The following is a 13,496-nucleotide window of genomic DNA, read 5'->3' as shown; positions in this document are numbered from 1 at the left end:
CTTTTTACCCATAGTTTCTGCGTTACTTTTCAACCATTAATTTAAGCGCCTTTACCCCCTCAGCTGTCTGCAGCCTTACAATGTAGAGCCCGCTGTTCAACCTTGCGCCATTCAACTCAACAGTATACAGCTTACCTGCCGCAGCACTGCCCTGGCTGATGCAGGTTACCTGAGCCCCTTTGCTGTCGTACAGTTTCAGGGTATACTCACTATCTGCCGGCAACGAAAACGTAATGGTACCGCCAGACGAAACCGGATTCGGATATACCTGCAGCTCTCCCCGCAGATCGTTCTCCTCTTCAGCTACAAAAGCAGCCGTAGCTGCAACTGTTGACGAAGTGCTTGAAACAGTAGAAACATTGTCCTTTGCCAGCACGCCAACGGCCTGCGAACTGCTCGAGGCCAAGATTACCACTTCGGAGCTGTGGTTGGCCTTGATGCTGGTCACATAGTTATAGTCTCCTTTTATTAAAGTGAAGGAGGAACCGAAAGAGATGTTGGAGGTAGAAGACTCGCGGTACCTGATGTCGCCGCCATTCTCAATTTCCGTGTAGATAACCCTGACCCTGCCAATGGTTTCATTCAAGATCACAATAGGCCTGGTTCCCTCCGTGGTATTGGTAACGGCATAGAGATTATCCCAGCTGCCGTTCGGACGACGCACCAGCAGCGCCAGCTTCGGATAGCCCGACCTGTCGTAACCGGTTTTAACGGCACAATATAAGGTACCGTCGCTGGCCACGGCCATGTTCAGGTGCCCGTCGGCCAGGCCGTAGCCAATATTTAGTGCTCCTGACGCCCCGGGCGCCTCGTCACCTGACCAGGAAGTCGGGGAAGCACCGTCGGTATGGGTTCTGAAGCCAAAGCGCTCGGTATTCTGGTTCGACCACAGTACGCCAATTTTGCCGGGCAATGCGATGACGGCACACATGTCATCTTCATTTCCGAGTATACCGGAGGCAAGCCGTATGGGGGAACTCCAGGACGTATAAGGCGAATCGCTCCAGCGTACATATACATCGTTGCTCGCATCGTAGGCTACCCACATCCTGCCGTTCCCATCTATATCGATGGTGGCTGTTTCGGCATCATCTTCAATCGGAACGTCTGCTCTGGTCGTGCGTTGTGTCCAGGCTTTGTAGGTTTTTGTAGCCGGGTCATATTCTGCCGATACCAGGTAAGAAGTGGAGCTGCCTCTGAAAAGAAGTGCGTGTACCACATTTCCAACCACCTTGCAGTCTGCCCGGGCAGAGGAGCTGGAAATGAGCGTTAAAATTCGTGTCCAGGTGGTGCCATCGAGCCGCCAGATATGCGTGCCTGACGAGTTGGGCATGATCGTCCAGTGCTTCCCGTCGTGTATCCACACTTTAGACTGTGGCTTATCTGCCGTATTTTTCGATACCGACAATGGTGTAAGTGGCGTCACAGAGGCGAATCCTGGTCCCGAACTTCCACCGCCGCCGCCTGACGAAGCCTGTATAAGATAGCTCTGCCCGCTGGTGTAGCCGCCGCTGATGGCATTGCCCGCTGCATCCGCAATACCGGTACCGCTGGCCTTGAGGTCCAGGCGCAGTTCGCCCTCTCCGGTAATCGAGCTGACGGTGACGTCGTAGGTTGAGCTGCCAGAGGTAACACCGGAAACACTTCCGCTCACGGTACCCGACACGCGGGTAGCTGTAAAATCAGCTGTGCCCACTCCTACAACACCCTCCGAAAAAGCAACTCTGAATACAACTGATGTCGCACTTGTGGTAGAAGTAGTTGGCGACAGGCGGCTGATGCTAACCACATAAGGAGGGGTTTGATCTGTTGTTGGCGTGCCACCCTCTTCCACAAAGGTAAAGGAGATGGTGAGCGGCGTGCCGGGCGTGCCGCTGCCGGAGTAAGGTGTAGCCTTCAACGTGTAGGAGCCTGTTGCCGGCGGATTCCAGTTGCCGTAGTAGTAGTTGCCGCTGCCGTTGTCGCCGTGCAGCGCGTAAGGTGCGGCCTGGTCGGTATAGGTCTTGCTCTGGGTGCCGCTCAACTCAAAGATCACACTGCCTACCGAGGACGGAGAAGTGACGGCGCGGATGTTTAGTTTCGTGTTGTCCAGCGAAGCCAGGCTGATCACTTCTCCGTTGGAAATAGGCTTGACTTCCTGCTCCGTTTTGGAATCGACGAGCATAAAGCCTGTCACCTGCTGACTGCTGGAAACGGCAACGAAGTTAGCCGTGATGTTTTTGTTGCTGTTCATGGTAACTGCCAGCGGGTTGGTCGTACCCGAAGCATCGCCGCTCCAGCCGGAAAAGGTGTAGCCGGAGGCCGGTGTTGCCTCTAGCGTAACGGTGCTGCCGCTGGTGTAGGTGGCCTGGTCCGGGCTTTTGGTAACGGTACCGCTGCCCGTTGTACTCACCGAAAGGCTGTATTCACCAGAGGAAACAGCGGTAAAAGTAGCCGTGATAGACTTGTTGCTGTTCATCGTCACCGACAACGGGTTGGTAGTGCCGGATGCGTCTCCGCTCCAGCCGGCAAAGGCATAGCCGGAGGCTGGCGAAGCTGTTAAGGAAACGGTACTGCCGCTGTCGTAGGTCGTTTGGTTAGGGTTCTTCGTAACGGTACCGCTGCCGGATGTGCTGACCGAAAGGCTGTATTGTTCGGCAGGAGGCGGAGTACCATCATCTTCCACAAAGGTAAAGGAGATGGTGAGCGGCGTACCGGGAGTGCCAGTGCCGTCGCTGCCGGAGTAAGGTGTAGCCTTCAACGTGTAGGAGCCTGTTGCCGGCGGATTCCAGTTGCCGTAGTAGTAGTTGCCGTCGCCGTTGTCGCCGTGCAGCGCATAGGGAGCGGCCCGGTCGGTATAGGTCTTGCTCTGGGTGCCGCTCAGCTCAAAAATCACACTGCCCACCGAGGCCGGGGAGGTGACGGCGCGGATGTTTACTTTAGAGGAAGGCAGCGAGGCCAGCGAGATAACATCGCCATTGGAAATAGGTTTTACTTCCTGTTCGGTGTGCGAGTCAATCAGTATAAAACCCGTTACCTGCTGCTCGTCTGCAACCGCAGCAGTAGTTTCTTCGACACCCGCCAGTTGCATGTCAAAAACTATATCCGAAGAACTTGGCTTTGACTGGTGTACCTCCACGGCTATCACGTTCGTACCGTTTTCAAAAACAGCAGGGCTGATGGGAAAAGAATGCACGTCATCCCCGTCGTCGTCGGCACCGGAAGCAAGTGTGTTGTAGGAGACAGTGCCGTCCGGAAGGTTGTAACGATGCACCTCCTCCCCGTTCACATACACCACCAGCCCATCGTCACAGTACATACTGCCTTCCACCGAAGCGTAGTCACTCATATCAGCAATACTTACATCCTTCCGGAAATAGGTCGTGATGTATTTTTCATCTGAGTCGGGACCATAGTCTACCAAGGTGGCAAGCCCGCTCTCGCCATACCCAAACTTTCCGTTGCCTGTTTCCCAGCTACTGTCGTCAAAGGAGGCGGCACGCCAGGCTACGCCCAGGTCAGTTCCGTTATCCTGGTATTTCCAGTCAGAACCAAACGGTACGATGCTTGCCTGCGCAAACAAACTTAAAGGCAATAAAATTGTAACAAATAAAGTAATAGTATTAACAATCATAAGCGTAACAATGTAAGAGTATTGAACATAATGTTAAAAAATGTAGCTGCTGCGTCCCTTTTCTCTCCGAGAGTCGCTTGAACAAAAAATCTGCAAGCAGCCTAAAATCCCCGCCCACCAACCTGCTAATGAAGCAATTAAAAACTTCATCTTCTCTTACATTATAAGAATAACACTATAATAAGTTTAAACGGTAAAGCAGTATTTAGTTAAAGCACGCTTTGGAATTGTATAGGCAGCAGTTTGGCATGCGAAAGACATTTTTTGTACTTTATCGCTGTGACTCTATATAGAAATGCTGCTATTGTGTTCCCCTGAGGCTTAAACTGCATCTCTTACACCATGAAATAGGTTGAATGCAGGAGCAGGAACAGGAACCGATGCCAACCCGCCTGTGCAACTAAACCGCTACCTTCCAGACGAGCAGCAGAGGCTGTGGTGACTGGTGCAGCAGACCTTAAACCGCCATCTACGATGGAGGACAACTACTTTCATAGCACACGTGGAGCAGAGGCTGTGGTGGCAGGAGCAGAAGCGTTTCGGGGCCTGCGACGCATGTAAAAAACGCTGCTGCGCCTGCCACCACAGCCTCTGCTGCTGAACTGTGGCAGTTGTTTTAAAACCGAAAGCATAAAAAAACAGCACGAGCTAAAAAGCTCGTGCTGTTTTTGTTGTGAACAGCCTGTCGTCAGGCTTCGTGTTGCTACACCTGCCTGTACGGCACCGCTTACTTTTCAAGTACCAGTTTCAAGGACCGGGTACCCTGGGCCGTCTGCAGCCGGATGAAGTAAAGCCCCCTGCTCAGTTTTGTGCCGTCCACCTCAACCGTATGCAGTTCGCCTGCCTCTGCCCTGCCCCTGCTGATCGCGTTTACCTGGGCACCTTTGCTGTCGTACAGCGTCAGGGTGTACTCCCCTTCCTCCGGTAACGCATACGTAATGGTTACTGTGGACGTAAACGGATTCGGATAGGCCTGCAGTTCTCCGTCCTTGTCTTTCTCCTGCACCGAAACCAAGGTTGCAGCAGCAGTTGAGGAAGCAGCCAAACCATCAATTCCAAGCACTCCAACGGCAGCAGTATCGTTCGAGGCCAGGATCACCACTTCGGAGGTATGGTTGTCTTTGATGCTGGTGACATAGTTATAGGTACCTCTCATTAACGTAAGCGGCGTACTGAAGGAAACATTGTACATCTGAGATTCCCTGTACAGAATGTTGCCGCCATTTTCAACTTCGGTATACACAATTCTGATCTTGCCGATAGCCTCATTCAGCAGTATAATAGGCCTGGTTCCTTCCACATCGGTTACTTTGTAAAGGCCATCCCAGGAGCCTTCCGCACGCCTTACCATCAGCGCCAGTTTGATGTAACCCGATTTGTCGAAGCCTGTCTTTACGGCACAATACAGGGTGCCGTCGCTGCCAACTGCCATGTTCATATGATCATCGGCCATACCATAGCCCACATCCTGTGCCGACGATGAACAAGGTGCTTCATCCGCCGACCACACAGTGGAGGCGGCGCCGTCGGTATGGGTTCTGAAGCCGAAAAGTTTTGTGTTCTGGTTTGACCAAAGCACGCCAACTTTACCGGGCAATGCCACCACCGCGCAGATGTCATCTTCATGTATACCTGTGGCAAGGGTATCTGGTGCACTCCAGGCAGTGTAAGGCGGATCGCTCCAGCGCACCTTTACATTGTTACGCCCGTCGTAAGCTACCCACATCCTGCCGGTGCCGTCTATGTCCATGGTCGCCGTTTCCGGCTCGGGGTCAAGATCAACTTCAGACAGACCGGACCTCTGCGACCAGGCCTTATAGTTTTTGCTCGCCGCATCGTATTGCACCGATGCCAGGTAAGAGGTGGAACTTCCACGGAACAGGAAAATATGCACCACATTGCCCACCACTTTACAGTCAGCCCTGCTGGATGAAGTGGAAGAAACCGTATAGGCCCGGGTCCAGGTAGCGCTGTCCAGGCGCCAGATATGGGTACCATTGTTGTCTGGCAGCACGGTCCAGTGCTTGCCATCATGCATCCACACTTTTGACTGGGGCTTGTCCTGTGTATTTTTAGATATCTCCAGCGGCGCCAGGTCGATAACCGAAGAGAACCCTTGTCCTGGCGATGCTTCCTCGAAAATATAGGTTTCGCCAGTGGTAAAGCCACTCCGGATGGCGTTCCCCACTGCATCGGCAATACCTGTTCCGGTAGGTTTGAGGTCCAGGCGCAGGATACCCTCGTCGGTGATAGAACTGATGGTAACTTCATACGTTTTGCCATCTGTACCCACAGGCGCCACTGCGTCAGGAGCCAGCACGCCGCTCACCGGACCCGAGACAGCCTTCGCTATAAAATCAGTATAATCTACCCCGGTAACCCGTTCCGAGAAACTGACCCTGTAGATAACAGAAGAAGCATTGTGGCTGGCAGAGGTAGTGGGGTTATAGCGTTTAATGCTCAGCACGGTTGGCGGCTGCTGCACGTTATAGCTCTCGCTTGCGTAAGGCGCTTCCATGAAAGCATTACCTGTTACATCTACAATACCGGTGCCGCTTGTTTTCAGTGCCAGGCCCAGGATACCGTCTCCAACTATTGTTCCAACGGGAATATCATAGGTAGTGCCTTCGGTGCCAACGGCAGCTACAGCTTTAACTACGCCACTTAAGGTTCCGGACACAACTACATTGAAGTCTGCTGCATCTACGCCTGTCACACGCTCCGAGAAAACGGCCCGGTACGTAACGGAAGTCGTATCGGTGGTATAGGCAACCGGTACCTTACGGCTGATGCTCAGCAGCGTTGGCCGTTGCTGAATCTCATAAATCTCACCGGTGGTAAAGCCGCCACTGATGGGGTTGGTTGCGATATCCCGGATGCCGGTACCGCTGGCTTTCAGGTCCAGGCGCAAGTCGCCATTTCCCGAAACAGGATTGAGGGTGATGTTGTAGGTAGTTCCGTCGGTGCCGACAGCTACTACTGCGCTAATCACACCACTCAGCACGCCGGTCGTAACCACCGTGAAATCCGCCGCATCCACACCTTTCACGCCTTCCGAGAACGTTGCCTGGAAGGTGACGGAGGTGGCATCGGTGCTGTCTACTGCCGGCGAGTACCTGTTGATACTCAGCATCACCGGCGCCACCACATCCTGCCGGATGGTATAAACTTCTCCTGAAGTAAAGCCGCTGTTCATCACGTTGCCTATCGGGTCTGCAATACCGGTACCGCTGGCTTTCAGGTCCAGCCGCAGTTTACCGTCTCCCAATACCGGATCGAGGAGAATGTCGTAGGTGGTGCCGTCGGTGCCGACGGCAACTACTGAATTAATTGTTCCGGTTAACGTATTGGTTGTGACAACAGAAAAGTCTGCTGCATCTACGCCCAGAACCCCTTCTGAGAAAACAGCCCGGTAGGTAACAGCCGTAACATCCGAACTATCTACTACCGGCAAGTGCCTGCTGATGCGCAGCACCACCGGCGGTTCCAGGTCCTGCCGGATGGTATACACCTCTCCGGTAGTAAAGCCGCCACTGATCATATTGCCTATCGGGTCTGCAATACCGGTGCCGCTGGCTTTCAGGTCCAGGCGCAGTTTACCGTCGCCCAGTACCGGGTCGAGGACGATGTCGTAGGTGGTACCGTCGGTGCCGACGGCAACTACTGCATTAATCGTTACATCTAACGTTCTGGGTGTAACAGTAACCACCGCAAAGTCGGCTGCATCCACACCGATAACTCCCTCCGAGAAGGTCGCCCGGAAGGTAACGGAGGTGGCATCGGTACTGTCTGCCAGCGGCGACTGCCTGTTGAGGCTCAGCAACTCCGGTTCCACCAGGTCCTGCCGGATGGTATACACCTCCCCGGTGGTAAAGCCGCCACTGATCGCATTGCCTGCCGGGTCCTCGATACGTGTGCCTGTTGCTTTCAGATCCAGGCGCAGCTTACCGTCGCCCAGTACCGGGTTGAGGATGATGTCGTAGGTGGTGCCACCGGTGCCAAAGGCAACTACCGAAGCAATCGTTGCATCTAACGTTCTGGGTGTGACGGTGACCACCGCAAAGTCGGCTGCATCCACACCGCTTACTTCTTCAGAGAAAGTTGCCCGGAAGGTAACAGCCGTAGCATCGGTACTGTCTGCTGCGGGTTCCAGCCTGCTGATGCTCAACAGCTCCGGCAGCACCAGGTCATGCCGGATGGTAAACACCTCTCCGGTAGTAAAGCCGCCACTAATGGCATTGGTGGCAATATCTTTGATACCGGTTCCACTGGCATTCAGATCCAGCCGCAGTTTACCGTCGCCCAGCACCTGGCTGAGGAAGATGTCGTAGGTGGTACCGTCGGTGCCGACAGCAGTTACAGAATCAATTACTCCAGTCAACGTCCGGGTTGTGACAATTGCAAAGTCTGCTGCATCTACGCCGGTTACTTCTTCTGAGAAGGTGGCCCGGAAGGTAACAGCCGTAACATCGGAGCTGTCTACCGCCGGCGATTGCCTGTTGATGCTCAGCACCACCGGCGCTACTAAGTCATGCCGGATGGTATACATCTCTCCGGTGGTAAAGCCGCCGCTGATCGCATTGCCTGCGCCATCTGTAATACCGGTGCCGCCCGAATTTAAGTCCAGGCGCAGTTTACCGTCGCCCTTAATGGAACCGACAACAATGTCGTAGGTAGTTTTTTCCTTATCAACAGACAACGCAACCGTAATCTTGCCCTTTACTGTACCTCTGACTGTGGTAAGCGTAAAGTCTGCTTTATCAACACCGCTCACCCCTTCTGAGAAGGTAGCCCTGAAAGTAACAGAGGTAACGCCCGTACTGTCTACCAGTGGCGACTGCCTGTTAATACTCAGTATTTGCGGCGCTACAGCATCAATAAATGTCTGCTGGATGGTGTAAACCTCACCGGAAGTAAAGCCGCCGCCGATCGCATTTCCTGCTGCATCCACGATACCGGTACTGTCTGCATTCAGGTCCAGGCGCAGTTTACCGTCGCCCTGGATGGAGCTGATCACAATATCGTAGATCGTTTTTTCCATATCCACAGGCACCACCACCGAAACCGCACCGCTTACTGTACCTGAAAGAATTGTAAGCGCAAAGTCTGCCTCGTCTACGCCACTCACTGCTTCGGAGAAAATTGCCCGGTAAGTAACCGAGGTGGCATCGGTGCTGTCTGCCGGGGGCGACAGCCTGTTGATGCTCGCTACCTCGGGCGCTTCCGTATCCGGAGGTGTCTGGATAATGGTGTATGTCTGGCCGGAGGTAAGGCCGCTGCTGATGGCATTGCCTGCCCCATCCTCGATACCGGTACCTACCGAATTCAGGTCCAGCCGCAGCTTACCGTCTCCCAGGATGGAGCTGACGACGATGTCGTAGGCAGTGCTGTCGGTGCCAACAACTGCGACAGAGTCTATTGCTCCGCTGACTGCTCCGGATGGGATCAGGGTAAAGTCTGCTGCATCCACCCCACTCACTGCTTCAGAGAAAGTAGCCCGGAAGGTAACAGCTGTAGCATCTGTGGTGTCTGTCGCTGGTGTTTGCCTGTTGATGCTCAGCGCCACCGGCGGTTCCACATCCTGCTCTATAACGTATTTTTCGCCGGTGGTAAAGCCTGTGCCGATAGCATTTCCTGCCCCATCTACTATGCCTGTGCCACTGGATTTCAGGTCCAGCCGCAATACGCCATTTCCTAGAATGGAGCGAATGCTGATGTCGTAGCTGATGCCTGTGGTATCTGCGGCGGCTACAGCATCAATTGCCCCGCTGAGCGCCCCGGATATCACAAGGGTAAAGTCTGCAGCATCCACCCCACTCACTGCTTCAGAGAAAGTTGCCCGGAAGGTAACAGCCGTAGCATCGGTAGTATCGGTTAAAGGTAATTCCCTGTTGATGCGCTGCACCACCGGCGCCACCACGTCCTGCTTGATAACATAGCTTTCTCCTCCGGTAAAGCCGCTGCTAATGGCATTGCCTGCCCCATCCTCGATACCGGTACCTACCGAATTCAGGTCCAGCCGCAGCTTGCCGTCTCCCAGGATGGAGCTGACAACGATGTCGTAGGCAGTGCTGTCGGTGCCAACAGCCGCGACAGAGCCTATTGCTCCGCTTACTGCTCCGGATGGAATCAGGGTAAAGTCTGCTGCATCCACCCCACTCACTGCTTCAGAGAAAGTAGCCCGGAAGGTAACAGCCGTAGCATCGGTGGTGTCTGTCGCTGGTGTTTGCCTGTTGATGCTCAGCGCCACCGGCGGTTCCACATCCTGCTCTATAACGTATTTTTCGCCCGTGGTAAAGCCTGTGCCGATAGCATTTCCTGCCCCATCTACTATGCCTGTGCCACTGGATTTCAGGTCCAGCCGCAATACGCCATTTCCTAGAATGGAGCGAATGCTGATGTCGTAGCTGATGCCTGTGGTATCTGCGGCGGCTACAGCATCAATTGCCCCGCTGAGCGCCCCGGATATCACAAGGGTAAAGTCTGCAGCATCCACCCCACTCACTGCTTCAGAGAAAGTTGCCCGGAAGGTAACAATCGTAGCATCGGTGGTATCGCTAAGCGGTGACTGCCTGTTGATGCGCTGCACCACCGGCGCCACCTCATCCGGAGGTGTCTGCTGAATGGTGTAGGTTTCGCCGGTGGTAAAGCCGCCGCTGATGGCATTGCCTGCGCCATCTGCAATGCCGGTACCACCGGCATTCAGGTCCAGGCGCAACACACCGTCTCCCTGGATGGAGCTGACCACAATATCGTAGATCGTTTTTTCCATATCCACCGGAACAATGACAGAAATACTGCCGCTTACGGTACCTGAAACAGTGGTAAGTGTAAAATCAGTTTTATCTACGCCACTGACGCCTTCCGAGAAAGTGGCCCGGAACGTAACGGAGGTGGTACCGGTACTGTCTTCTGGTGGTGAGTGCCTGTTGATGCTCAGCACTTCCGGCGCCACGGCATCAATAACAGTCTGCTGGATGGTGTAAATTTCACCGGAAGTAAAGCCGCCGCTGATGGCATTGCCTATGGCATCCGTAATACCGGTGCTGTCGGCTTTCAGGTCCAGCCGCAGTTTACCGTCACCCTCGATGGCGCCAACCACAATGTCGTAGATGGTATTTTCCAGATCCACAGGCACCACCGCAGAAACCTCGCCGCTTATTGTACCTGAAACGATACTAAGCGCAAAGTCTGCCTCGTCTACGCCACTCACTGCTTCGGAGAAAACAGCCCGGAAAGTAACAGCTGTAGCATCGGTGCTGTCTGCCGCCGGTGACTGCCTGCTGATGCTCACTACTTCCGGCGCCTCCAGAATCATATAAACTTCGCCGGAAGTAAAGCCGCTGGTAATCGTATTGCCAATAACATCCGTAACACCGGTGCCAGCGGCATTCAGGTCCAGCCGCAGATTACCCTCTCCTGAAAATGAGTTAACGGTAATGTCGTAGCTGATGCCTGCTGTATCTGCTTCCGTTACAGCAGCAATACTACCACCACTGAGCCCACCAGAGGCCACAACAGCAAAATCTGCCGCATCCACACCGGTAACGCCTTCGGAGAAAGTAGCCCGGAAGGTAACGGTGCCGGCAAGGGTGCTGTCTGCTTCCGGCAACTGCCTGCTGATGCTCAGCACCACCGGCGGTTCCAGGTCCTGCCGGATGGTATAAACTTCTCCGGAGGTAAAGCCGCCGCTGCTCGTATTGCCCAGTACATCTGTAATACCGGTACCAGTATCGTTCAGGTCCAGCCGCAGCTTCCCATCACCCGATACCGGGCTGACGACGATATCAAAGGTAGTGCCGTCAGAGCCAACGGCCGCAACTGAACTAACCGCTCCACTAAGCACACCGGTCGTGACAACCGTGAAATCTGCCTCATCCAGCCCAAAGACTTCTTCGGAAAAAACAGCCCGGAAGGTAACGGAGGTGGCATCGGTGCTGTCTACCGCCGGCGATTGCCTGCTGATGCGCAGCACCACCGGTCCCTCCACGTCCTGCCGGATGGTGTATGTTTCACCGGTGGTAAAGCCGCCGCTGATGGGATTGCCTGCACCATCCCCGATGCCGGTTCCACTGGCTTTCAGGTCCAGCCGCAGCTTGCCGTCTCCTTCAACGGGACTGACGACGATGTCGTAGGTAGAGCCGTCAGTGCCAATGGCAGCCACGGAGTTTACCACCCCGGTTAAAGCGCCGGATATGGCGAGGCTGAAATCATTTGCATCCACGCCGTTTACTCCTTCTGAGAAAACAGCCCGGAAGGTAACAGCCGTAGCATTGGTGCTGTCTGCTTCCGGCGACTGCCTGCTGATGCTCAGCACCACCGGGGGTTCAAAATCCTGCAGAATAGTATAGCTTTCACCAGCGGTAAAGCCGCCGCTGATGGCGTTGCTGTTTCCATCCACAATACTAGTGCCACTGGCTTTCAGGTCCAGCCGTAGCTCCCCGTTTCCTGTTACCGGGCTAACGGTGATGTCGTAGGTGCTACCGTCGGTGCCAGCAGCAGCTACAGAAGAAACACTGGCAGACAACGTTCCTGCCGGAACTGTTGGCACAAAATCCGATGCATCGACACCGTTCACCTTTTCAGAAAAAGATGCCCGGAATACAACTGAGGTAGCACCAGTAGTAGTGGTAGCAGGTGTCTGGCGCTTTATGCTTACCACAGCGGGTGGTGTCTGGTCCGATTGCACAAAGGTAAAGGAGACAATGAGCGGAGTACCGGGCGTGCCGGTTCCATTGCTCCCAGAATAAGGCGTGGCCTTGAGCGTATAGGTGCCTGTTGCCGGCGGATTCCAGTTGCCGTAGTAGTAGTTGCCATTGCCGTTGTCGCCGTGTAGAGTATAGGGGGCACGGTCATCGGTATAGGTCTTGCTCTGGGTGCCGCTTAACTCCAGGACCACGCTGCCCACCGTGGATGGTGAGGTGTTGCCACGGATGTTGAGCTTGGTGTCAGGCAACGAGGAAAGCGCAATGATATCTCCGTTGCTAACGGGACGGATGTCCTGTTCTGTGCTGGCATCGACGAGTACAAAGCCTGTCACCTGTGGCCCGCTGGGAAGAGCGGTAAAGGTAGCCGTGATGTTTTTGTTGCTGTTCATGGTCACCAACAGCGGGTTGGCAGTACCCGACGCATCCCCGCTCCAGCCCGTGAAAGCATAGCCGGAAGCCGGAGTCGCCGTCAGCGAGACGGTACTGCCGCTGGTGTAGGTGGCCTGGTTCGGACTCTTCGCAACAGTACCGCTGCCAGAGGTGCTGACCGACAGGCTGTAAACAGCAACAAAAGTAGCCGTAATGGACTTGTTGCTGGTCATGGTTACCGACAGTGGATTGGCAGTTCCTGTAGCATCGCCGCTCCATCCTGAAAAGACGTAGCCAGCGGCTGGCGTAGCTGTTAAGGAGACGGTGCTGCCACTGGTGTAGGTCGTTTGATTAGGGCTTTTAGAGACGGTGCCGCTGCCCGAAGTGCTGAGCGAGAGACTATATTCATTGGTGTCGACAACAAAGGTAGCCGTGATGGACTTGTTGTTGTTCATGGTCACCGACAGTGGATTAGTAGTGCCCGATGCATCGCCGCTCCAGCCGGAGAAAACATAACCGGGAGCCGGCGTAGCTGTGAGTGTAACCGTGCTGCCACTGGTGTAGGTGGCCTGGTTGGGGCTTTTGGTAACAGTACCGCTGCCAGAGGTACTAACCGACAAGCTATAACTGGGAACAGCGGTAAAGGTGGCCGTAATGGACTTGTTACTGTTCATGGTTACCGTCAGCGGATTGGTTGTACCCGTAGCGTCGCCACTCCATCCTGAAAAGACGTAGCCAGCAGCCGGCGTAGCTGTAAGGGTAACCGTGCTGCCGCTGGCGTAGGTGGCCTGGTTGGGGCTTTTGGT

2 protein-coding genes and 1 pseudogene are annotated in these 13,496 nt (G+C 54.5%); all 3 read right to left on the bottom strand.

Annotation, left to right across the window (positions count from 1 at the left end):
* Window positions 1-22 precede the first annotated feature (22 nt).
* Entirely contained in the window at window positions 23-3,613 is a 3,591-nt protein-coding gene (locus DCW36_RS18165) for an InlB B-repeat-containing protein (RefSeq protein ID WP_114778196.1), read from the bottom strand.
* A gap of 727 nt (window positions 3,614-4,340) precedes the next feature.
* Window positions 4,341-13,364 (bottom strand): InlB B-repeat-containing protein, encoded by a 9,024-nt coding sequence (locus DCW36_RS18160; RefSeq protein WP_240676236.1) that lies wholly within the window; start codon window positions 13,362-13,364, stop codon window positions 4,341-4,343.
* 9 nt (window positions 13,365-13,373) lie between these two features.
* Window positions 13,374-13,496, bottom strand: a pseudogene (locus DCW36_RS23045) (InlB B-repeat-containing protein); the annotation flags it as partial.

The sequence above is a fragment of the Botryobacter ruber genome (assembly GCF_003347595.2).
Classification (GTDB): domain Bacteria; phylum Bacteroidota; class Bacteroidia; order Cytophagales; family Hymenobacteraceae; genus Pontibacter; species Pontibacter ruber_A.
Note: the sequence above shows the minus strand (reverse complement) of the source record. Positions and strands in the feature narration are given on the sequence as shown.